The sequence below is a fragment of the Kluyvera sp. CRP genome (assembly GCF_019930565.1).
Lineage (GTDB): Bacteria > Pseudomonadota > Gammaproteobacteria > Enterobacterales > Enterobacteriaceae > Kluyvera > Kluyvera georgiana_A.
Genome location: NZ_CP082841.1, coordinates 57,917 through 79,368, shown reverse-complemented (window position 1 = coordinate 79,368; position 21,452 = coordinate 57,917). Strand labels below are relative to the sequence as shown.

At 52.4% G+C, this 21,452-nt stretch carries 18 protein-coding genes, 2 tRNA genes and 2 rRNA genes; 12 read left to right on the top strand and 10 right to left on the bottom strand.

What is annotated here, in order from left to right:
* Positions 1 to 149: 149 nt before the first annotated feature.
* The 4 genes from K7B04_RS00400 to dkgB all read left to right on the top strand — a co-directional run bounded on the left by K7B04_RS00400 (position 150) and on the right by dkgB (position 4,368).
* Positions 150 to 3,057 (top strand): 23S ribosomal RNA (locus tag K7B04_RS00400).
* Positions 3,058 to 3,150: 93 nt separating this feature from the next.
* Positions 3,151 to 3,266 (top strand): 5S ribosomal RNA (rrf, locus tag K7B04_RS00395).
* A 55-nt stretch (positions 3,267 to 3,321) separates the two neighbouring features.
* Positions 3,322 to 3,398 (top strand) — tRNA-Asp (locus tag K7B04_RS00390).
* A 166-nt stretch (positions 3,399 to 3,564) separates the two neighbouring features.
* The gene (gene dkgB, locus K7B04_RS00385) at positions 3,565 to 4,368 is read left to right on the top strand and encodes a 2,5-didehydrogluconate reductase DkgB (RefSeq protein WP_223803272.1); all 804 of its coding nucleotides are present in this window, start codon (positions 3,565 to 3,567) and stop codon (positions 4,366 to 4,368) included.
* Positions 4,369 to 4,454: 86 nt separating this feature from the next.
* On the opposite strand, the gene yafC is transcribed toward dkgB, so the two are convergent.
* Positions 4,455 to 5,348, bottom strand: coding sequence for a DNA-binding transcriptional regulator YafC (gene yafC, locus K7B04_RS00380; RefSeq protein WP_223803271.1), 894 nt, complete (start codon positions 5,346 to 5,348; stop codon positions 4,455 to 4,457).
* A 104-nt stretch (positions 5,349 to 5,452) separates the two neighbouring features.
* On the opposite strand from yafC, the gene K7B04_RS00375 reads away from it, so the two are divergent.
* A complete protein-coding gene (locus K7B04_RS00375) occupies positions 5,453 to 6,628 on the top strand; it encodes an MFS transporter (protein WP_223803270.1) in 1,176 nt (391 codons plus the stop codon).
* Positions 6,629 to 6,769: 141 nt separating this feature from the next.
* A complete protein-coding gene (locus K7B04_RS00370) occupies positions 6,770 to 7,564 on the top strand; it encodes an endonuclease/exonuclease/phosphatase family protein (protein WP_167576685.1) in 795 nt (264 codons plus the stop codon).
* Positions 7,565 to 7,622: 58 nt separating this feature from the next.
* Here K7B04_RS00370 and mltD read toward each other — a convergent pair whose 3' ends face one another.
* Positions 7,623 to 8,984, bottom strand: a complete 1,362-nt coding sequence (gene mltD, locus K7B04_RS00365; RefSeq protein ID WP_167576683.1) for a murein transglycosylase D — start codon at positions 8,982 to 8,984, stop codon at positions 7,623 to 7,625.
* 71 nt (positions 8,985 to 9,055) lie between these two features.
* Positions 9,056 to 9,811, bottom strand: a complete 756-nt coding sequence (gene gloB, locus K7B04_RS00360) for a hydroxyacylglutathione hydrolase (RefSeq protein ID WP_223803269.1) — start codon at positions 9,809 to 9,811, stop codon at positions 9,056 to 9,058.
* A gap of 30 nt (positions 9,812 to 9,841) precedes the next feature.
* Here gloB and K7B04_RS00355 point away from each other — a divergent pair, with 30 nt between their 5' ends.
* Positions 9,842 to 10,567 carry a class I SAM-dependent methyltransferase gene (locus K7B04_RS00355; RefSeq protein ID WP_167576680.1) on the top strand — a complete coding sequence of 242 codons (726 nt, stop codon included), beginning with the start codon at positions 9,842 to 9,844 and terminating at the stop codon, positions 10,565 to 10,567.
* On the opposite strand, the gene rnhA is transcribed toward K7B04_RS00355, so the two are convergent.
* Positions 10,564 to 11,142 (bottom strand): ribonuclease HI, encoded by a 579-nt coding sequence (gene rnhA, locus K7B04_RS00350; RefSeq protein WP_167576678.1) that lies wholly within the window; start codon positions 11,140 to 11,142, stop codon positions 10,564 to 10,566. The two genes, K7B04_RS00355 and rnhA, sit on opposite strands and share 4 nt — an antisense overlap.
* On the opposite strand from rnhA, the gene dnaQ reads away from it, so the two are divergent.
* Together dnaQ and K7B04_RS00340 are read left to right on the top strand one after the other, a co-directional pair.
* Entirely contained in the window at positions 11,096 to 11,827 is a 732-nt protein-coding gene (dnaQ, locus tag K7B04_RS00345) for a DNA polymerase III subunit epsilon (RefSeq protein WP_167576676.1), read from the top strand. The two genes, rnhA and dnaQ, sit on opposite strands and share 47 nt — an antisense overlap.
* A gap of 129 nt (positions 11,828 to 11,956) precedes the next feature.
* Positions 11,957 to 12,033, top strand: a tRNA-Asp gene (locus tag K7B04_RS00340).
* A 76-nt stretch (positions 12,034 to 12,109) separates the two neighbouring features.
* On the opposite strand, the gene K7B04_RS00335 is transcribed toward K7B04_RS00340, so the two are convergent.
* From K7B04_RS00335 to K7B04_RS00310, 6 genes are read right to left on the bottom strand one after another with little or no spacing between them, the layout of a single operon-like run.
* A complete protein-coding gene (locus K7B04_RS00335) occupies positions 12,110 to 13,120 on the bottom strand; it encodes a fimbrial protein (protein WP_163449454.1) in 1,011 nt (336 codons plus the stop codon).
* Positions 13,120 to 13,638: a fimbrial protein gene (locus K7B04_RS00330; RefSeq protein WP_163449455.1), complete on the bottom strand. Its 519-nt coding sequence runs from the start codon at positions 13,636 to 13,638 to the stop codon at positions 13,120 to 13,122. The genes K7B04_RS00335 and K7B04_RS00330 overlap by 1 nt, the downstream gene beginning before the upstream one ends.
* Positions 13,629 to 16,160 carry a fimbria/pilus outer membrane usher protein gene (locus K7B04_RS00325; RefSeq protein WP_163449456.1) on the bottom strand — a complete coding sequence of 844 codons (2,532 nt, stop codon included), beginning with the start codon at positions 16,158 to 16,160 and terminating at the stop codon, positions 13,629 to 13,631. Before K7B04_RS00325 ends, K7B04_RS00330 begins: the two co-directional genes overlap by 10 nt.
* Before the next feature lie 19 nt (positions 16,161 to 16,179).
* Positions 16,180 to 16,860, bottom strand: coding sequence for a fimbria/pilus periplasmic chaperone (locus K7B04_RS00320; protein ID WP_163449457.1), 681 nt, complete (start codon positions 16,858 to 16,860; stop codon positions 16,180 to 16,182).
* A gap of 51 nt (positions 16,861 to 16,911) precedes the next feature.
* Entirely contained in the window at positions 16,912 to 17,496 is a 585-nt protein-coding gene (locus K7B04_RS00315) for a fimbrial protein (RefSeq protein WP_163449458.1), read from the bottom strand.
* Positions 17,497 to 17,548: 52 nt separating this feature from the next.
* Positions 17,549 to 18,151 carry a LuxR C-terminal-related transcriptional regulator gene (locus K7B04_RS00310; protein ID WP_163449459.1) on the bottom strand — a complete coding sequence of 201 codons (603 nt, stop codon included), beginning with the start codon at positions 18,149 to 18,151 and terminating at the stop codon, positions 17,549 to 17,551.
* An 879-nt stretch (positions 18,152 to 19,030) separates the two neighbouring features.
* Here K7B04_RS00310 and K7B04_RS00305 point away from each other — a divergent pair.
* The 3 genes from K7B04_RS00305 to K7B04_RS00295 all read left to right on the top strand — a co-directional run bounded on the left by K7B04_RS00305 (position 19,031) and on the right by K7B04_RS00295 (position 21,451).
* Positions 19,031 to 19,849, top strand: coding sequence for a winged helix-turn-helix domain-containing protein (locus K7B04_RS00305; protein ID WP_163449460.1), 819 nt, complete (start codon positions 19,031 to 19,033; stop codon positions 19,847 to 19,849).
* A 1-nt stretch (position 19,850) separates the two neighbouring features.
* On the top strand, positions 19,851 to 20,327 hold the full coding sequence (locus tag K7B04_RS00300; RefSeq protein WP_163449461.1) for a hypothetical protein: 477 nt from the start codon (positions 19,851 to 19,853) through the stop codon (positions 20,325 to 20,327).
* Between the two features lie 128 nt (positions 20,328 to 20,455).
* Positions 20,456 to 21,451, top strand: a complete 996-nt coding sequence (locus K7B04_RS00295) for a helix-turn-helix domain-containing protein (RefSeq protein WP_163449462.1) — start codon at positions 20,456 to 20,458, stop codon at positions 21,449 to 21,451.
* Position 21,452 lies beyond the last annotated feature (1 nt).

Sequence of the window (21,452 nt, the reverse complement as noted above, 5' to 3'; positions counted from 1 at the left end):
TTTTGCTCTTTAAAAATCTGGATCAAGCTGAAAATTGAAACGACACACTGTGTCTGTTCTCCGTAATAAGAACAGATAAATGGTGTGTTCGAGTCTCTCAAATTTTCGCAAGTCGATGATGAATCGAAAGAAACATCTTCGGGTTGTGAGGTTAAGCGACTAAGCGTACACGGTGGATGCCCTGGCAGTCAGAGGCGATGAAGGACGTGCTAATCTGCGATAAGCGTCGGTAAGGTGATATGAACCGTTATAACCGGCGATTTCCGAATGGGGAAACCCAGTGTGATTCGTCACACTATCGTTAACTGAATACATAGGTTAACGAAGCGAACCGGGGGAACTGAAACATCTAAGTACCCCGAGGAAAAGAAATCAACCGAGATTCCCCCAGTAGCGGCGAGCGAACGGGGAGCAGCCCAGAGTCTGAATCAGCTTGTGTGTTAGTGGAACGGTCTGGAAAGTCCGACGGTACAGGGTGATAGTCCCGTACACCAAAATGCACAGGTTGTGAACTCGAAGAGTAGGGCGGGACACGTGGTATCCTGTCTGAATATGGGGGGACCATCCTCCAAGGCTAAATACTCCTGACTGACCGATAGTGAACCAGTACCGTGAGGGAAAGGCGAAAAGAACCCCGGCGAGGGGAGTGAAAAAGAACCTGAAACCGTGTACGTACAAGCAGTGGGAGCACCCTTTGGGGTGTGACTGCGTACCTTTTGTATAATGGGTCAGCGACTTATATTCTGTAGCAAGGTTAACCGTATAGGGGAGCCGAAGGGAAACCGAGTCTTAACTGGGCGTTAAGTTGCAGGGTATAGACCCGAAACCCGGTGATCTAGCCATGGGCAGGTTGAAGGTTGGGTAACACTAACTGGAGGACCGAACCGACTAATGTTGAAAAATTAGCGGATGACTTGTGGCTGGGGGTGAAAGGCCAATCAAACCGGGAGATAGCTGGTTCTCCCCGAAAGCTATTTAGGTAGCGCCTCGTGAACTCATCTTCGGGGGTAGAGCACTGTTTCGGCTAGGGGGTCATCCCGACTTACCAACCCGATGCAAACTGCGAATACCGAAGAATGTTATCACGGGAGACACACGGCGGGTGCTAACGTCCGTCGTGAAGAGGGAAACAACCCAGACCGCCAGCTAAGGTCCCAAAGTCACAGTTAAGTGGGAAACGATGTGGGAAGGCTCAGACAGCCAGGATGTTGGCTTAGAAGCAGCCATCATTTAAAGAAAGCGTAATAGCTCACTGGTCGAGTCGGCCTGCGCGGAAGATGTAACGGGGCTAAACTGTGCACCGAAGCTGCGGCAGCGACACTATGTGTTGTTGGGTAGGGGAGCGTTCTGTAAGCCTGCGAAGGTGTCTCGTGAGGGATGCTGGAGGTATCAGAAGTGCGAATGCTGACATAAGTAACGATAATGCGGGTGAAAAACCCGCACGCCGGAAGACCAAGGGTTCCTGTCCAACGTTAATCGGGGCAGGGTGAGTCGACCCCTAAGGCGAGGCCGAAAGGCGTAGTCGATGGGAAACAGGTTAATATTCCTGTACTTGGTGTTACTGCGAAGGGGGGACGGAGAAGGCTATGTTAGCCGGGCGACGGTTGTCCCGGTTTAAGCATGTAGGCGGAGCGTTTAGGTAAATCCGGACGCTTACTAACGCTGAGGTGTGATGACGAGGCACTACGGTGCTGAAGTAACAAATGCCCTGCTTCCAGGAAAAGCCTCTAAGCATCAGGTAACATCAAATCGTACCCCAAACCGACACAGGTGGTCAGGTAGAGAATACCAAGGCGCTTGAGAGAACTCGGGTGAAGGAACTAGGCAAAATGGTGCCGTAACTTCGGGAGAAGGCACGCTGATATGTAGGTGAAGTGGTTTACCCATGGAGCTGAAATCAGTCGAAGATACCAGCTGGCTGCAACTGTTTATTAAAAACACAGCACTGTGCAAACACGAAAGTGGACGTATACGGTGTGACGCCTGCCCGGTGCCGGAAGGTTAATTGATGGGGTTAGCGGCAACGCGAAGCTCTTGATCGAAGCCCCGGTAAACGGCGGCCGTAACTATAACGGTCCTAAGGTAGCGAAATTCCTTGTCGGGTAAGTTCCGACCTGCACGAATGGCGTAATGATGGCCAGGCTGTCTCCACCCGAGACTCAGTGAAATTGAACTCGCTGTGAAGATGCAGTGTACCCGCGGCAAGACGGAAAGACCCCGTGAACCTTTACTATAGCTTGACACTGAACACTGGTCCTTGATGTGTAGGATAGGTGGGAGGCTTTGAAGCGCGGACGCCAGTTCGTGTGGAGCCATCCTTGAAATACCACCCTTTAATGGCTGGTGTTCTAACGTAGACCCGTGATCCGGGTTGCGGACAGTGTCTGGTGGGTAGTTTGACTGGGGCGGTCTCCTCCTAAAGAGTAACGGAGGAGCACGAAGGTTAGCTAATCCTGGTCGGACATCAGGAGGTTAGTGCAAAGGCATAAGCTAGCTTGACTGCGAGAGTGACGGCTCGAGCAGGTGCGAAAGCAGGTCTTAGTGATCCGGTGGTTCTGAATGGAAGGGCCATCGCTCAACGGATAAAAGGTACTCCGGGGATAACAGGCTGATACCGCCCAAGAGTTCATATCGACGGCGGTGTTTGGCACCTCGATGTCGGCTCATCACATCCTGGGGCTGAAGTAGGTCCCAAGGGTATGGCTGTTCGCCATTTAAAGTGGTACGCGAGCTGGGTTTAGAACGTCGTGAGACAGTTCGGTCCCTATCTGCCGTGGGCGCTGGAGAATTGAGGGGGGCTGCTCCTAGTACGAGAGGACCGGAGTGGACGCATCACTGGTGTTCGGGTTGTCATGCCAATGGCATTGCCCGGTAGCTAAATGCGGAAAAGATAAGTGCTGAAAGCATCTAAGCACGAAACTTGCCCCGAGATGAGTTCTCCCTGACCCTTTAAGGGTCCTGAAGGAACGTTGAAGACGACGACGTTGATAGGTCGGGTGTGTAAGCGTAGCGATACGTTGAGCTAACCGATACTAATGAACCGTGAGGCTTAACCTTACAACGCCGAAGGTGTTTTGGCGAAGAGACGAAGATTCAGCTTGATTACAGATTAAATCAGAACGCATAAAGCGGTCTGATAAACAGAATTTGCCTGGCGGCTGTAGCGCGGTGGTCCCACCTGACCCCATGCCGAACTCAGAAGTGAAACGCCGTAGCGCCGATGGTAGTGTGGGGTCTCCCCATGCGAGAGTAGGGAACTGCCAGGCATCAAATTGCAGTAAACCGGGATGAATAATCCGGGTAGTGACAAAGAAATTCGGTGGAGCGGTAGTTCAGTCGGTTAGAATACCTGCCTGTCACGCAGGGGGTCGCGGGTTCGAGTCCCGTCCGTTCCGCCACTTATTAAGAGCCCTGAGCATATTTGCTCAGGGCTTTTTTCTTTGTGCGCCGGATAATTATTGCTGTTTTAGCAAAAATCCTCTGCATTTCACGATCTTTTTCTCAATCCTCTCCCTCGTCATAATGGTCTCAGTTAACCCATTTTGATAAATAAAGAGGAAAATCATGACAATCCCTGCATTTGGTCTCGGTACCTTCCGCCTGAAAGACGACGTTGTTATTGCATCCGTTAAAACCGCGCTGGAGCTTGGTTACCGTACTATCGATACCGCACAGATCTATGACAACGAAGCGGCCGTCGGCCAGGCAATTGCCGAAAGCGGCATTGCGCGTAATGAGCTGTTCATCACCACCAAGATCTGGATTGAAAACCTGAGCAAAGACAAGCTGATCGCAAGCCTCAAAGAAAGCCTGCAGAAGCTGCGTACCGACTATGTTGACCTGACGCTGATCCACTGGCCGTCGCCGAACGATGCCGTGGCGGTTGAAGAGTTTATGGCTGCGCTGCTGGAAGCGAAAAAACAAGGTCTGACTCGCCAGATCGGGATCTCTAACTTCACGATTCCGCTGATGGAGCGCGCTATTGCTGCCGTAGGCGCAGAGAATATCGCCACTAACCAGATTGAGCTGTCACCGTATCTGCAAAACCGCAAAGTCGTTGATTGGGCTACCGAGCACGGTATCCATATCACTTCTTACATGACGCTGGCATACGGTAAGGCACTGAAAGATGAAGTGATTGCTGCCATCGCGAAGAAACATAATGCGACGCCTGCGCAGGTTATTCTGGCCTGGGCAATGGGTGAAGGCTATGCGGTAATTCCGTCTTCTACTAAACGTGAAAATCTGGCAAGCAACCTGCTGGCGCAGGATCTGAAATTAGATGCTGAAGATAAAAAAGCCATCGCCGCGCTGGACTGCAACGACCGCCTGGTCAGCCCGGAAGGTCTGGCCCCTCAGTGGGACTAATGACCCTTTAACCCTCTGAAACCCTCTGGTAGCCCGGACGAAACGCTCATGTCGACTCCGGGCCTCCCAATCAGCCGTGCGATTCGTTACCGATTCTCCTTCACGTACTCGCTCAGAAAATCAATAAACGCCCTGATACGGGTGCTCACTGCCCGGTCACTGTAGTAAACCGCGCTAAACGGCATTTCGACAGGCAGTCGCTTATCGGCCAACAGCTCAACAAACTCCCCGCTCGCAATCTCTTTATCCACCATATAATCCGACAGGCAGGCAATACCGTTGCCGTTCAAACACAGCTGTTTGAGCGTTTCTCCGCTGTTGGAGGTAATGTCGCAGCTGACTTCCATAAACTGCCCATCGCAGCAGTACACTGGCCACGTGTTCAGCGAAGAAGGTTCGGTGAAACCAAGGCACTGGTGCTCTTTCAAATCTGCAACGTTCTCCGGCTTGCCATGACTGGCAATATACTCTGGCGACGCGATGATCTTGCGATAGCTGTTAAACAGGGGGCGAGCGCGTAGACTGGAGTCGGTTAATGTCCCCGCCCGAATGGCAACGTCCACCTTACGCTCAATCAGGTTGATAAAGGTCTCAGACGACACCAGCGAGAGCGTCATCTCCGGGTAGCGTTCGCGAAACGGCTTAATCAACGGCATCAGGAAGTGCAACATCACCGGCGTGGCTGCGTCGACCCGCAGCAGACCACGCGGCGTATTGCGCGTATCCAGTAGCTCATTTTCCGCCGCGGCCATCTCTTGTAGCACAACCTGCATGCGACGAAAGTAGCGTTCTCCCTCTTCGGTCAGATTAAGCTGACGCGTGGTGCGATTAAGCAGGCTCACTCCGAGCTTAGATTCCAGCTTCTTTACCGCCCGGCTCACCGCCGAGTTAGCCTGGCCAAGTTGCTCCGCTGCCCGGCTAAAACTTCCACTTTCAACTACCGCCACGAAAATGGCGATCTCTTCTGATGTTGCTCTCATTATTGCACCTGACGCAAAATTCTATTGAGATTCTGAATATTTTTGTTATTTAAACACCCCGGCATACTACGTGTCATCTTAATACTGATGATGTGGAGTAAATTATGCCGCTGGCGCTACTAGCCTTAACGATCAGTGCCTTCGCTATTGGCACAACCGAATTTGTGATTGTCGGCCTGGTCCCGACGATTGCTGAACAGCTTGCCATCTCCTTGCCTTCCGCCGGGATGCTGGTTTCCATCTATGCTCTGGGGGTGGCTATTGGCGCGCCGGTGCTCACGGCCCTGACGGGCAAACTGCCGCGCAAACAGCTGCTGCTGGCCTTGATGGTGCTGTTTACCGTCGGTAACCTGCTGGCCTGGCAGGCGCCGGGATACGCCACCTTAGTCGTCGCGCGTCTGCTGACCGGTCTGGCGCACGGCGTGTTCTTTTCCATTGGCTCAACCATTGCCACCAGTCTGGTGCCAAAAGAGAAAGCCGCCTCGGCGATTGCCATTATGTTTGGTGGCCTGACCGTGGCGCTGGTCACCGGTGTGCCGCTGGGTACCTTTATCGGTCAGCACTTTGGCTGGCGTGAAACTTTCCTTGCCGTTTCTTTACTGGGCGTGATTGCGCTGATTGCCAGCGCCATACTGGTACCGGGTAATATCCCTGGTCGTGCACCAGCAAGTTTAACTGAACAGTTGAAAGTGCTGACTCACCCGCGTCTGCTGATGATTTACGCGATTACCGCGCTGGGCTACGGCGGCGTCTTTACCGCCTTCACCTTCCTGGCGCCGATGATGCAAAATCTGGCAGGCTTCACACCGAACGCGGTCAGTTGGATCCTGTTAGGCTACGGTGTGGCGGTTGCAGTAGGGAATATCTGGGGTGGTAAACTGGCCGATAAGCACGGTGCGGTACCGGCGCTGAAATTTATCTTTGCCGCGCTGGCGGCGCTGTTGGTGGTCTTCCAGTTCACGGCGTCAATTCAGTATGCTGCGCTGGCAACGGTGTTGGTGATGGGTGTGTTTGCCTTTGGTAACGTGCCAGGTTTGCAGGTCTATGTGGTTCAGAAAGCCGAAGAGTATACGCCAGCTGCCGTTGATGTGGCATCGGGCCTGAACATCGCCGCTTTTAATGTCGGAATTGCTATCGGCTCCGTAGTGGGGGGACAAACCGTCGAACACTATGGTCTGGCACAAACGCCGTGGATTGGCGCGCTGATTGTGGTGGGAGCGCTGCTGTTGACCGGCCTGAGTGGCCGCCTGGACAAGCCGGGGCGCGCCGTACTTGGTTAGAATTTTTCGGTAAGCACAGGCTTACAGAAGTTCACCCAGCTTTATCACAAATAGCGTTGAAACCGCGGGCAAAAGCCCCTATAACTGAGGAACCTTCCTGGAATCAGGCGGGTTCTTTGCTTATTGAGGTTATAAAAGAAAGTGCGAAAAAATACCTACGCCATGCGCTATATTGCCGGACAGCCCGCAGAGCGGATCCTCCCGCCGCCGGGCGCGTATTCCGGGTTGAGCGAGGCATTATCGGTGGGTAAGCCGTTAAGCACTGAAGAGAATATTCGCATCCTGGTGTGGAATATCTTTAAGCAGCAGCGCGCTGAATGGCTGTCGGTGCTGAATAAGTACGGTAAAGATGCGCACCTGGTGCTATTGCAGGAAGCGCAAACCACGCCAGAACTGGTAAAGTTTGCGACCACTAACTATCTTGCGGCCGATCAGGTGCCCGCGTTCGCGCTGCCGCATCATCCTTCTGGCGTGATGACCCTGTCCGCTGCCCAGCCTGTTTACTGCTGCCCACTACGTGAACGTGAGCCGATTCTGCGTCTGGCGAAATCGGCGTTAGTGACTGTTTACCCACTTCCTGATTCGCGATTGCTGATGGTCGTGAATATTCACGCCGTTAACTTTAGCCTTGGCGTTGATGTCTACAGTAAGCAGCTGATGCCCATCGGCGAACAGATTGCCCAACATAACGGCCCGGTGATCATGGCCGGGGATTTCAACGCCTGGAGTCGTCCGCGTATGAACGCGCTGTACCGTTTTGCGCGCGATATGTCGCTGCGCCCGGTACGTTTTGACGACGATCAGCGCCGCCGGGCGTTTGGTCGTCCGCTGGACTTCGTCTTCTATCGGGGGTTGAACGTGAACGATGCTTCCGTGCTGGTTACTCGGGCATCGGACCACAATCCATTGATCGTCGAATTCAGTCCCGGCAGGTAGGGCAGAAGACATAAAAAAAGGCACCGGGGGAAACGGTGCCTTTTTTACAGGATGCCTGTCAGGAGTCAGGACGGTCGCTGTTCTTAACATACAGCGTGAGCTGATCGCCCGGCTGCAGGTTGCCAGTGTCACTATTCCAGCGCATCACATCTTTGATGTTCACGCCGTGACGCTTTGCAATGCTCGACAGCGAATCACCTTTACGTACGCGGTACGTAATGCTGCTGTTATCGGCAAGACGCGCAGCGCTGCTGCCCGCACCTACCGTTAAGCTCTGGCCCACTTTCAGGTTGCTACCACGCAGGTTGTTCCACTGCTGCAGGTCCTTCGTCGTCACGCCTAAGCGCGATGCAATACCTGACAGCGTGTCGCCTGAGCGAACCTGATAGCTGCGGCTGGACATCGGCGTATTGTCAGCAACCAGCGTTGGCTGGAGGTCGGCAATTTCACCGGAGGCCAGGGATTCACGCAGCTGATCTGCATGCTTCTGTGGCACCATCACGTACTTTGGACCGCTTGCGCCGAGCGTAGAACCTTTAACGCCTGCGTTGAAGGTCTTCAGCTTGTTGACCGGCATACCAGCCATGTCTGCGAGCTGAGAGATCTCAACCGGGCTATCGAGGCGAACACGCGCCAGCGCACGGCTTTCGTCGGTTGTTGGCAGACGAACGCCATAGCGTTTGCTGTTTTTGAGGATGTCGCTCAAAGCCAGCATCTTCGGTACGTAGACCTTTGTTTCCTGAGGCAATGGAAGTGACCAGAAGTCCGTAGGCTTACCACGGGCTTTGTTCGCCTTCATCGCTTTCATTACACGGCCTTCACCGCTGTTATACGCCGCCACGGTTAATAACCAGTCGCCGTCGAACATTTTGTTCAGACGCTGCATCATATCCAGTGCTGCCGTTGTGGAAGCAACGACGTCACGACGTGCGTCATAACTGCGGGTCTGTTTCAGACCATAATTGCGCCCTGTGCTCGGAATGATCTGCCAGATGCCTGCGGCATTGGCGCCAGACGTTGCGTGCGGGTCAAAAGCGCTCTCCACTATGGGTAGTAATACCAGTTCCATAGGCATGTTACGTTTCTTAACTTGCCCGGCTATCCAGTACATATACGGCTCTGCCCGTAAAGTTACATCGTGGAGATAGCTCTTATTTCGTAAGTACTTCTGTTTCTGTTCGCGAACCCGGGCGTTATCCGGGATTCCCATCTTTAGCTCGTCGCCAATATAAGCCCACAAGTCCTGATTCTGCATGTCGAATGTCCCATCGTCCATCCAACGTGCCTGACTTGCGAATTTACTTGCTTCCCCTTGACTAGCCGCAGAAAGGCTCTGTGCGTGCTGTTGGACGTTGCCCTGCTGTGACGCCTGGCACCCCACGAGCAGGACAGAGGCGAGTAATATCGCTTTTGCCTTCATGTGTGTGTCAATAGTTGCTTAAAAGACGACCGATAATAACGACGAACTTTCGAAAACGCAACCCGGAAGTATCAGAAGTTATCTTTCTTTGACCGTAACCATGCAAAACGCTCTTCAGATTGTAGCAACTTTGTTTCTTTGTTTATTTCATTAATTAAATCAATATTATCCGTTCTCAAAAAGAGATTAATTTGACGCTCCTTTTTCAGAGTTGTGGGGAGTGTTATTTGGTTTTTTGCGCGTAACTCCTTCACTTCTCGATAGTATTCGTTAATGAACAAATCATGCGGTAAAACGCTCAGGGCGAACTTCATGTTGGAGAGCGTATACTCATGTGCGCAACAAACTAGCGTCTCTTCTGGCAGGGTGTTAATGCGCTGCAGCGAGCGGTACATCTGGGCTGGCGTGCCTTCGAATAAACGTCCGCAGCCCCCGGAAAACAGGGTGTCGCCGCAAAAAAGCCACGGCGCGCTGTAGAAACAGATATGTCCTAAAGTGTGCCCCGGTGTAGCGAAAACGTGAAATTCCTGGTCGAGTACGCGGATCCGATCGCCATCGGCGACAATTTTTGTTGTTCCTTTGTTGCGTGTCTCTTCCGGACCGTAAACCATCAGATTCGGATAATGCCTATGCAGATCCGACACGCCGCCAACGTGATCGTTGTGGTGATGGGTTAAGAGGATCGCCTCCGGCTGCCAGCCGTTTTCGGCGATCGCTGCCAGTACCGGGGCGGCTTCACCGGGATCGACAATCAGACAACGGCCCGTTTCATCATTAAGAACCCAGATGTAGTTGTCCTGAAATGCCGGAATACTGTTAAGATTCATTAGTTACCTCTTAAGCGTAGGGAAGGTGTGATGAAACCGGCAAGGATACCTCAAACAGTCTCAGCGCCTGTCTCGTGGGCGCAATTGCCCTGGGGTGAATATTATCGCGAGGCTATCGATCGTCAACTGAAACCCTGGCTCGGAAAGTTGTACGGTTTTCACCTGCTCAAGGTCGGTAACCTGAGCGCCGAAATCAATACCGAAGCCTGTGCGATCTCACATCAGGTCAATATCTCGCTGGAAGGCAGCCCGATGCAGGTACTGGCCGATCCGCTGCATCTGCCGTTTGCCGAGAAGTCGGTCGATGCCTGCCTGCTCGCCCATACCTTGCCCTGGTGCAGCGACCCACACCGTATGCTGCGCGAAGCCGACCGTGTGTTAATTGATGACGGCTGGCTGATTATCAGCAGCTTCAACCCGGTGAGCCTGATGGGGCTACGCAAGCTGTTTCCGGTGCTGCGCAAATCCGTCCCTTACAACAGCCGAATGTTTACCATGACCCGCCAGCTCGACTGGCTGGCGCTGCTGAATTTTGAAGTGCTGCACCAGAGCCGTTTTCAGGTGCTGCCCTGGGCGAAGCAGGGGGGCGTCATGTTGAGCACCCATTTGCCTGCGCTGGGTTGTCTGCAACTGATTGTTGCACGTAAACGCACCATTCCGTTGACGCTGAACCCGATGCGGCAAAATAAGGCAAAAAGCCGTATCCCGCAGGCGGTCGGCGCGACCCGACAGTACCGTAAACCGCCGGACGCTTAGGCTTCCGGCTGGTAGCCAACGTCGTCGTGGGTTGGCGCGGAGGCTGCCGCTCGTGCCAGCTCATCACAGCGTTCGTTCTCCGGATGCCCGGCGTGGCCCTTCACCCATTCCCAGCGGATGTCATGCTGGCCGAGGGCCGCATCGAGCCGTTTCCAGAGATCGACATTCTTCACCGGCTTTTTATCCGCCGTCTTCCAGCCACGTTTTTTCCAGTTGTGGATCCACTGAGTGATCCCCTGGCGTACGTACTGGCTGTCGGTGCTCAGCACCACGGTGCACGGTTCTTTCAGCGCTTCCAGCGCGACGATCGCCGCCATCAGCTCCATCCGGTTGTTGGTGGTCAGGCGATAGCCTTCATTAAAGGTTTTTTCCCGCTGACGATAGCGTAAAATAGCGCCATAACCGCCAGGGCCTGGGTTACCAAGGCAAGAGCCATCGGTGAAAATTTCTACCTGTTTAAGCATCTCTGGTAGACTTCCTGTATCTGCAATCGAAAGTAAAACGGCAAGTCTGACATAAATGACTGATATGAGCACTGCAATTACGCGACAGATCGTTCTGGATACCGAAACCACCGGTATGAACCAGATCGGCGCGCACTATGAAGGTCACAAGATCATCGAGATCGGTGCCGTCGAAGTAATCAACCGTCGTTTGACCGGCAACAACTTCCACGTTTATCTCAAGCCCGACCGGCTGGTGGACCCTGAAGCCTTCGGCGTTCACGGTATCGCCGACGAGTTCTTGCTGGATAAACCCACCTTTGCCGACGTTGCCGATGAGTTTCTTGACTACATTCGCGGCGCGGAGCTGGTCATCCATAACGCATCGTTCGATATCGGCTTTATGGACTATGAGTTTAGTAAGCTCAATCGCGGTATTCCAAAAACCGATACCTTTTGTAAAGTCACCGATAGCCTGGCGCTGGCGAGGAAAATGTTCCCCGGCAAGCGTAACAGCCTCGATGCGTTGTGTTCGCGCTATGAAATAGACAACACCAAGCGTACGCTGCACGGCGCGCTTCTCGATGCCCAGATCCTGGCAGACGTCTATCTGACGATGACCGGTGGGCAGACGTCGATTAAATTTGCGATGGAAGGCGAAGGGCAGCAACAGGTGGGGGATACCGGAATTCAGCGTATTGTCCGCGCGGCGAGTAAACTGCGCGTTGTTTATGCGACCGATGAAGAGCTGATGAACCATGAATCGCGGCTTGATCTGGTGCAGAAGAAGGGCGGAAGCTGTCTCTGGCGGGCATAAAACCGCTATTTTGCTGTGAAAATAAGCGTGTGGGCGAATTTTGCAGCAAACGATTCAAAAACAGAGAAAAAGCGTTGACGGTTTCCGAGGGAATCCGTAATATTCGCCTCGTTCCCAAGGGAACACAGCGGAGCGGTAGTTCAGTCGGTTAGAATACCTGCCTGTCACGCAGGGGGTCGCGGGTTCGAGTCCCGTCCGTTCCGCCACTATTCAGGGCCAAGCTAGAAATAGCTTGGCCCTTTTTCATTTCTGCTTCCCACTCTTCCTTGTCAGACATTTTTCCTACTGATACGAAAACGTAATGCTTGCCAGCGCGTTGGCAGACCCCGGCGTCAGATCGCCGGTTCGAATGTACTGCGCCTGAAATGGCAGCGACAGCGTCTGTGCGGCAGAGGTCGTTTGGATAAAGAACTGGTTGGTCGTTCCGGCTGCGGAACTGTCTGGCCCCATCATCAGCGGCCCGCTGCCGTTATAAAAGAACTGTACGCCCACGCCGGAAGCGGTAGAGTCACCGGTAAGCGTGACCACAGACGACGTGTTCGACGGCGTTGTCTGGTCAGTCATCACGGCATTGACGGCAATTGACTGATCGCAGGTGAGGCTAACGTTAAATGTCCCTGACGGCGAAGTACTCCCCACGTTGGGCAGCGTGCGCACATCAAGCGTCCCCAGATTCACGTTGGCGCTTTTGGTGCCAACGGTGCAGCCGCTGGCGGTTACGGTAAAGGTGGTCGGATTGATAATCACCTGCGCGGTTTTGGTTTCATTGTTATAGGCGGTAAGAATGGCAGCGTTAATTGTGGGAGTCTGATAGACCCCCGACTTCAGCGCCGTTCCTGTTTTGATAAACGTTACCTTTGCCGACCAGCCTAAGTCCTGCGCATAGCCATTTGTGCCATCTGCCGGATAGGTCTGCGTTATTGTGGTTTTCATAGGCACATAGGTTGTGCCGTTAAAGTCCTTCAGTCCAAGGATAAAGCCAATACCGGAAACACCCGTTTCAAAAACTGAGTAGTTTGCGCCATCAATCGTGACCGTCATCCCTGTCGAGAGAACGCTGCTACTTGGTTCAAGTGTGCCCTTAGAGCAGGTAAAAATGTAACCGCACCAGAAGACCTGCTGAACGCTGGCAGTGGCGCTCCATGTCGAACCAATGATCTTTCCGGGGACAACGGAATCTGCCGGGCCTGTATAGGTCATGGCGGTGGGGGAAAGGGTAATATCAGATTTCCACTCCAGTGCACAGACGCTGCTGGAGGCCAGCAGCCAACACAAACATAGTAAAAATCGCATTATTGATACTCCGTAGTCCAGGTGGCAATGGCCGACACATTTCCCGCGTTGACCGTCGCTCCGTTGGCCGCCAGTCGCGCATAAAAGGTCATTTGTACGCTATCGTTACCCGCCGCGCCGTAGGTTGATGTTAGGGTGTTGAGTGGAATGATCGCGCCCTCTTTATCGAGGATCTGAACTGCCACACCGGTAGCGCCGCCGTCGGCAATTTTGATCAACTGTGGGTTTTCCGTATCTGGCGTGCCGCTAAAACGAATCTTCACACCAGCAAACGTTGGGCCGCATGATTCCAGCTTCAGCGTGAATGGCGTGGTGATATTACTGACCGCGCCACTACCGCTGAACTGCTTGGCGCTGATATTGCCCAGATAGACGTCCTGTTCTTTAGAGTCTGTTGAGACCTCACAGGTATTGCCAATCAGGTTGCCGGTAACGGAAATCAATACGTCATAGGCCTGCGCTGGTGTGGCAACGGCCAGCAGCAACGCAATGCCGGATGTGCGCGAGATTACTGACATACCACCTCCTGCGAATAGAGGCCGGTGCGGGCGTTATAGCGCTTTTCAGTCAACTGATAGCGTATGACGCAGCGCTGATCGCTGCCGCGTCCCCATACCGCGTTGAGCGTGCCCTGTTGCGGTAGGCCCGAAAGATACAGGCTACCGCCATCGCCGACGATACTGTTGGTCCGGTCGTCGTCCTGCAGTGAAACGACGGTGCCAAAGGGCAGTACGTCACGGCGATAGTGGACGATAAACATCCCTTTTGCTCCCTGACGTGTAGTGATGTTAGCCAGTACCATTGCACCGTCGGTTGGCGTTTTGTTGACGATGGCGTTGTCCAGTTCCACATTGTTGCCGACGGTGGTGACGTCCAGCGCGACCTGATTCACACGATATGGCGTGGCATAAGGGATAACCGCGTAGCCGCGGCTGTCGGTTTTGATGCCTTTATGGTTAAGGACCGCGACATTGCTTGCGCCTGGTGCGCTGATCAGGATGTTGGTGTTGCCTAATGGTTGGCTGAGTGTCAGGCCGCCACTGTGCAGTACCGCGCCGCCGCTGATACCGTAGCTCAGGTTGCGCGAGTGATTGCCGTAGCTATAGCCCAGGTTGTAGTCACCCCACTGGCCTTCATATTGCAGCATGGCGTCGCCGCCGTACTGTTGCTGGCGGCTGTAACGCTGATTGATGCTGTAGAACAAATTGTCCTGCCCCGGTACATAGCCGCTGATACCGGCGCTATTGGTCGTGCCCGTCGAATCGGAATGTGTGGTAGTAAAGCGTGTACGGGTTGCGAGCTGAGGCTGACCGAACGGTACCGAGAGGGACATCGCCAGAATATTATCTCGCTCGTTATCGTACAGGCTGGTGCTGCGCTGGAAGCTCACGCCGACGGAGACGCCTTTTAAGGTTGTATTCCAGGCAAACTGAATCCCCTGCGTTTTTTTCGACGTATTCCAGTAGCTTTGCTGATCCCATGATAACGACAGCGAGCCCCATTCACCCAACGATTGCGACAGCAGAAGCTGGTTTTTGGCTTTGCGCGACATATGCAGGTTATAGACGTTCTCATAGCTGGTGGTCATCGTGCCGTCATCTGCCACGACCTGTTTTGCCGTTCCGCCGCGCATCTCCTTATAGGTGGTGTCGCTGAGGGTATAGAATCCCTCGGTCGAGTAGCGCAGAGAATAGAAATTAAATCGTGTACCGATATTATTCAGCAGCTTGCTATAGCGCAGGCGTAGCGAATCACCGGTATAGCGGTTGTCATCCGCCAGCGTACTTCGCGCGTGGGTGATGTCGAGAGAATAGGCTCCAAGTCGCCCGAGATTTTGCCCCACACCCAGCGCCAGGGCATTGTAGTTCGAGGAAAACTGCGCGCCTCCGTAAAAGGTCAAACCGTACTGCCAGCCAAAGAATAGTTCCCCCTGGGCCAATTCCGGCGAGTCCTGGCTGCCCGTGGGGCGAAATTTACCGGCGCCCAGCGCGTACTTAAACTGTCCTGCGCGCACCAGATTAGGCACGCTGGCAAATGGGACGGTGTATTGCGTTTTGCTGCCATCGCTCTCCTCAATCGTGATGGCAAGATCCCCTCCCGATGACGTTGGATAGAGATCTTTAAGCACAAAGGCCCCCGGAGTGACGTTGGTCTGATAGATAATGTTGCCGCTCTGGCGGATGGTCACCGTGGCGTTGCTGCGCGCAATACCGCGGACTTCCGGTGCGTAGCCATTCAAGCTGGCGGGTAGCATGTTATCGTCGGTTTTCAGGGCAATACCGCGCAGCCCGACGGAATCAAATACCTGAGGGGAGGTGTAGGTTTCTCCCGCGTAGATCTGTGCGTGCAGAGCGGGAATATCCCTCTGTAGCCAGGTTTGTACGTGGGTCAGCTCGTTGGTATCTTTGGTCCAGGTTGTGAAATCGCGTAACCGCCACGGCCCCAGGTTGGCACCGCTGTTCAGGCTCACGAACAGTTGCTGGTCGCGAGTCCGCGTGGTGTCCTGATATTCATTGTTGGCACCGTTCACTACATAGTTCAGCCAGGCGGACGTGACTCCACGCTCCCAACTTTCCGGGCTAACAAAACCGCGTGGCAGGTTACGCATGTTGCTCTGTGGCAGCGTGAAGTTAAGCGTCAGCGTTTTCTGGTCAAAATCAAAGTTTGCGCCGGGAAAGAGGTGATTCAGGAAATAGCAGCGTTTCGTCAACGGCAAGGTGCCCTCCGTGGTCTGGTGGGTATCAACCCCTAGCGCATCCAACTGCGTCGCGGTCAGGCAGGGCAGCGATAGACCCTGAGTTTCCCGGTTGTCTGTGCTGAAATTCACGGTCCCTGTGAACGCGTAATGGCTGTTGATATAAACGTTAATACTGTAATCGCCCGGAGGCAGCGCGCTACCGGCGTTAACCCACGAGAGATCGGCCGTCGCTGCATTCTCGCCGTTAAGGAATGCGGGGTTGAATTGCAAATCATCCGCTGCCGCCGCGGCATGACGCATGGCGGAGAAAATCACCAGAGCACAAACGATTTTTACTTTCACGCTTATATGCCTTATGTGACTAGTTCCGGATTAAGGCGATGTTGTTTGCCGGCGTCCATGCGCCATAGTCGTTGATGGTTTGGTAGCTTATGGCACTGGCCTGTGTGAATACGCCGTCCAGTTTCGTACTGGCTTTGGGCGGAATCATCACCGGCGCTACCGGCTTACCGTCAATTTTTAGATTGATGGTGGTCAGGTAATAGGGCGTTGGGTTTATCAGGATCACTTTGCCCCCCTGTACCTTACCGCTGATTTTTTTCCACGCTTCGCTGGCGTCATTACCAATACCTTCCGGGCGATAAAAGACTTTAATGCGATTTGCGGAGGCGAACTGCAGCGAGTTTTCCGCACTGCTTTTATTCTGTTGCGGAATGGCTTTGACCGTTATCCAGTACAGGGTTTCGCGATCCTGCGGCAGCGCTTTACCGGTGAACATCACCTTCACCACGCTCTCCGTCGACGGCTTCAGCACATATAGCGGGGGTGTGATGACAAAGTCGTTAGAGCGTTTACCGGACGCATCTTCTACCCAGGATTGGATCAGGAATGTCGATGTGTCGTGCGTGTTTCTGACCTGCAATGTCGATTGTGACACCGCACCGGAGTAAACCATTCGTGTGGCACCCAGCCCCACGCCGCCCGCATAGGCAACGGAGGTACACAGTGAACCGGCCAGGCAGATCCAGGTTAATGAGCGCATGGTGTTTCTCCTGATGAATGAGTGGCCCGGCGGCATCACCGGGCTGTGGTATTACGAGTAGGTTACGGTGTAGGTGGCGACCGCGCTGGCATCACCCGCGGTTGCTCCACCTTCTGGTGAATAGTATTTCGCGCTAAAGTTGAGGATATTGGAGCCGTTACGCAGCGGAATAGCTGCGGCAGGTTCACCCAATTTCACGATGTTGCCTTGCTCGTCATACAGGCGGATTGCCACATGCTGCGCGGAAGAACTGCTGCCGTTTGACCCGGCGGCCAGGCTGTCGGTATCGGTAGCGTCTGGTGTACCGCTGAAGGTGACCGCTACCGTTGTCGCGGAAATCGGATCCTGCTCGGTTGATGCAGAGGTATCGGCGATTTCACAATCTTCCAGGATGATAGAGAATGCTTTTGCGGTGCTTGCTTCACTGCCAGCGGCTGCCAGCGTTGCGGTACGGACCTGTCCCATATCGACGTCAATGTTGGCGCTATTGGCGCTGATCGCGCAGGCGGTGGTCACCACACTCCCGTTAAAATTCACGGTACCGCCGCTGGTGGTGGCCGCCATAACTGATCCCATAGGTAACAGTGCTGCGATGCTTAAGGCCAACAGAGTTTTGTTATTGATGCTTGCTTTCATTTGTTTTTTCCATTGTTTTGTTAGTTCGGGATGTGATCTGAACACGGCAGGTCTAGCTGGTTAAGAAGACCAGCAAATCTGTCTTATTTCTGAGCCCAAGTTTTCTGATCGCCGAATTTTTTAACGCGCTAACCCGGCGGTAAGAAAGCTTCTCTCTTTCGGCAATGTAGCGAATATCCAGTCCGTTCTTTAATTCCTTCAGTACTCTCCATTCACCAGGTGTCAGCGATAACACCACCGGCTTGTCTTCTCGCTGGTAGCGAGTGCCAATCATCTTTTGCAGACGCGAACGCCACTGATAAATTGGCAGCTGCAAGGAAATATAAGCATCAATATCTCCTCGAACCCACAGTAGTGAGCCCGATGACACGGAATACATACAAATCATCATCTGCGGATAATTGATACGGATCTTTTTTATATATTCCAGACAATCAAATCCCGGCCGGTTATTTTCCACGCCGGATAGCAAAAGAATATCTACAGTGCATTTCTTTAGCGCGTTATCAAGCTGGATATAATCTCCGGCGGATATCACAATATGTGTTTCAGGGGCTATGTTGTGCAATAAAGCCGTAATGCCATGGCGCGCATAGCTATCGCCTCCCATTAATGCCACATTAAGAAACTGAGCGCGTTCGAGTTTTTTCTCCATGTTATTCCTCAATTTATAATTGTAATGAGGAGAGCCAAAGCGGCTGCTTACAACCGGTACTCTCGAAGCAATTAAACATTACATGAATCCACTATACACCGGAGAATGAATAGGTGGACTGAATTAATCTTAACTAATCTCACGTTATATCAAATGCCGGTTTGCAGAGTGCATATGCGCGAAGCATCCATGAATTTTTGTAACGTTTATTGCTCATTACTGAGCATAGCGACAATTGTTCATGAAAGTCTGGCTTTGATAAATGTTTCGTAAGGCCATTGTCGAGTTGTGTGATGATGGCAAAGCTGGTGCTTACGCTGATTCACTTTTCCCGAGTGATTATCTCGATTTTTGCTGATGGTTTCATTTCTCAATGATAAATGAAACCATCCTGTAGCCCGCACTATATCTGCATTTAAGATGGTTTCTCGATATGTGGGGCTGAATAAAGAAGACATCTATGTCTGCTGCATTCAATTTTTTATTAAGTCTATTTTTGTCAATGTCAAGTAGGCGAGGATGAATGGCTGAGAAACACGCGAAGAAGATTGGTGATTTCATGAGTAATAAATTAATTCTTTATTAATCAATGTGTTTATCATGATGTTGATTCACTTCAGAAAAGATGAGAAAAGCAAAAGAGGTGCTGTGAAACGGTCTGTATACCGCATTCTACCTGGCATTGACGCGATTGATGGGGTTAAGTGAAGTGAAAGGAATGAAAGAAAAAATAAGACTTTTCGCCAACGGGCAACATATACAGCCTTACATTTATCAGTCACATTAATCTTCAGCGCGGTGCGGCAATGACCTTGATACCTCACGAGATTAATACGGGTTGGGTTAGATAAATGGAAATGGAGAACTTTAACCGACACTATGCATAAGCATTATATCATTAACGGCCTTATTGAATTTCATCCTGCAACGGGCACGCTGCGCAGAGTCAGCCAGCCAGACCATGTTGTTGTATTAAATTCACCTGCAGGTCGCTGCTTATTGTTATTAATTGAAAGAGCGGGGACCATTGTCACTCAGCAGGAGTTTCTGGAGAACGTATGGCTGCGACGGGGAATGTTGGTTTCACCCAATACGTATTACCAGAATATTTCTATTCTCCGCAAAGGGTTGAAGAAGATTGGCTTTGAGGTTGATCCGATAGTGACCATTCCCCGTATTGGTTTAACGCTTGCCAGCGATACGGAAATCGTCATTCGTGAGGCGCTCCCACAGCCTCAATCTCTCGAGGCTGAACTGTCGATACCCTCTTCGGCGATTGTCGAACCATTACCACAGGAAGCACCCGCTGCCGATTTTAGCAGGCGGGAAGGGACGGTACGACTTGCAGTGCGCCCATTCTGGATAATGATCGCCCTGTTTAGCGTATTGACGCTTTCTGGAGCAGTCATGATTGGTATTGGCCATAGCAACGCCGGGGAGGCGCTCTTTGCGGATGGCTATCGGTTTGCCGCTTCGTCGGGAAGTTGTCGCATCTATATGGCGAACGATATACAAACGCAAGCCGAGCGCGAGAAGGCGCTGTCCTACGTGGTGCAGTTTGCCGAGAGCTGTGTGAATTACCCGTGGATCTACGTTGCCTGGTACGCCATGCTGCCGCGCGCCTCTGTCATCCGCTGCGACCGGCCAATGAAAGAACGTAATCGTTGCCTGTCAGATTACTTTATTGAGGATCGCTGATATGGCGCGTTATCGCCAACTGTTTTCTGCATTTTGCTTTTGCCTTGCCGCTGCGCTGATTCTGGGAGGCTATTATCTGTGGCTGCGCTATTATCCGCCGTCCTTTAACTGTCAGGCCAATCTAATTCAACATCATCCGGGGGAAAAATTGGCTATCTGGCTTAACTATGCCTTTGATGGGCGAACCGGCACGCTGAGCATGAACGGCAGTGTACACAGCGATGAGGATAAAATCTTTAACCGGAAAATATTCTTCCGCGTTGAACGTAACGATAACCTCTATTATTTAACCTCTGAGCGGAATTTGAAATTCCCTGACGATAACGTTGATGATGAATGGCTGGTAAAATATGAGCCCCTATTCTTTGTCTATCCCGAAAAAAGTATCTACATGCGTATCAACGAACAACGAAATGGCAACTATATTTTTACATTAGGTACGTTGCCGACCTATGTGTGTCGAAGTTCAAAGAAATAAAAATAGGAAAATAAAAGATTTTAAAATGATGCAGGTGTCATTTATGCTTGGTTTATACAATCGCAGATATCGTATGAAATATAAAAATAGCGTACTACAACAAATGATTAATTATTTATGGCAAGTAAATGAACACTCTATTCCAATCACCGGATGGCGATGCCCCGTCTGATTCGTCTATACACATGGGGTTGCTACTGTGGCCCGGATTTTCCCTTCTGGCACTTTCCGGGCTAATGGAAGCGTTGCGTTATGCTGGCAGCGTGAAAAAGCGCCGTCGGCAAAGTGCCATTACGTTCTCGTTGCTGAACGAGTGTTCCGAGAGCCCAATTGCCAGCGGTGCTGGTATCAGCGTGAGGGCGGGTTCACCTTATCTTTCCCCTGAACTCTTTAGCCATATTGCAATCATTGGCGGCAGCCTTCGCTGTCTGAATGAAGGTTCCCGTGCTGCCTGTGAATATCTGAGCCATGCACATCACGCTCATGTTCCGCTGGTGGGGATTGGCTCGGGGAGTTTCGTGCTGGCAGAGGAAGGGATACTCAATGAGCGGAGAGCGTCTATCCATCCGAATATGCTTGAGGCATTCCACCAGCGGTTTCCTCAGGTTTACGCTGAGCAAGGGTATGATTTTATTGATGAGGGTGATGTAGTCACCTGTCCTGGCGGCGTCTCGACAATCAGTTTTGCCACCGAACTTATCCGACGTTATGCGGGGGATGAAGTGGCGGCAGCCGTTTGTCAGCACCTGTCGTTGGTTTCGCATGACGCGGCCACGCTGCAGCCGCCAAATGTGAAGCGAATCCCTGATTCCAGGTTACGACGGGCGGTACTGAATATTGAACAGTATCTGACCCGTCCACTCACTACCGCCTGGCTGGCACATGACGTGCAGTTAAGCGAGCGGCAGCTTAATCGGCTATTTCACGCTGAGTTTGGTAAAAATGCCCGTGACTTTATCCGTAGCGCCCGCTTGCGCTACGCCTGCTGGTTGCTGAAAAACTCGCAGCAGAGCGTGACGCATATCGCCAGGCGTATGGGGTTTAGCGACTGTGCCCACTTTATCCGCCACTTTCAGCTGGAATATGGCTGCTCGCCGGGCGTGTGGCGTTCATCCACACGCTGAG

Coding starts and splice junctions, on each gene's coding strand:
- K7B04_RS00355 (WP_167576680.1), top strand. CDS start 9,842: ATGAAACCGGCAAGGATACCTCAAACAGTCTCAGCGCCTGTCTCGTGG.
- K7B04_RS00335 (WP_163449454.1), bottom strand. CDS start 13,120: ATGCGATTTTTACTATGTTTGTGTTGGCTGCTGGCCTCCAGCAGCGTC.
- K7B04_RS00300 (WP_163449461.1), top strand. CDS start 19,851: ATGGCGCGTTATCGCCAACTGTTTTCTGCATTTTGCTTTTGCCTTGCC.
- gloB (WP_223803269.1), bottom strand. CDS start 9,811: ATGAATCTTAACAGTATTCCGGCATTTCAGGACAACTACATCTGGGTT.
- dkgB (WP_223803272.1), top strand. CDS start 3,565: ATGACAATCCCTGCATTTGGTCTCGGTACCTTCCGCCTGAAAGACGAC.
- K7B04_RS00295 (WP_163449462.1), top strand. CDS start 20,456: ATGAACACTCTATTCCAATCACCGGATGGCGATGCCCCGTCTGATTCG.
- K7B04_RS00330 (WP_163449455.1), bottom strand. CDS start 13,638: ATGTCAGTAATCTCGCGCACATCCGGCATTGCGTTGCTGCTGGCCGTT.
- dnaQ (WP_167576676.1), top strand. CDS start 11,096: ATGAGCACTGCAATTACGCGACAGATCGTTCTGGATACCGAAACCACC.
- K7B04_RS00320 (WP_163449457.1), bottom strand. CDS start 16,860: ATGCGCTCATTAACCTGGATCTGCCTGGCCGGTTCACTGTGTACCTCC.
- mltD (WP_167576683.1), bottom strand. CDS start 8,984: ATGAAGGCAAAAGCGATATTACTCGCCTCTGTCCTGCTCGTGGGGTGC.
- K7B04_RS00375 (WP_223803270.1), top strand. CDS start 5,453: ATGCCGCTGGCGCTACTAGCCTTAACGATCAGTGCCTTCGCTATTGGC.
- K7B04_RS00305 (WP_163449460.1), top strand. CDS start 19,031: ATGCATAAGCATTATATCATTAACGGCCTTATTGAATTTCATCCTGCA.
- yafC (WP_223803271.1), bottom strand. CDS start 5,348: ATGAGAGCAACATCAGAAGAGATCGCCATTTTCGTGGCGGTAGTTGAA.
- K7B04_RS00310 (WP_163449459.1), bottom strand. CDS start 18,151: ATGGAGAAAAAACTCGAACGCGCTCAGTTTCTTAATGTGGCATTAATG.
- K7B04_RS00315 (WP_163449458.1), bottom strand. CDS start 17,496: ATGAAAGCAAGCATCAATAACAAAACTCTGTTGGCCTTAAGCATCGCA.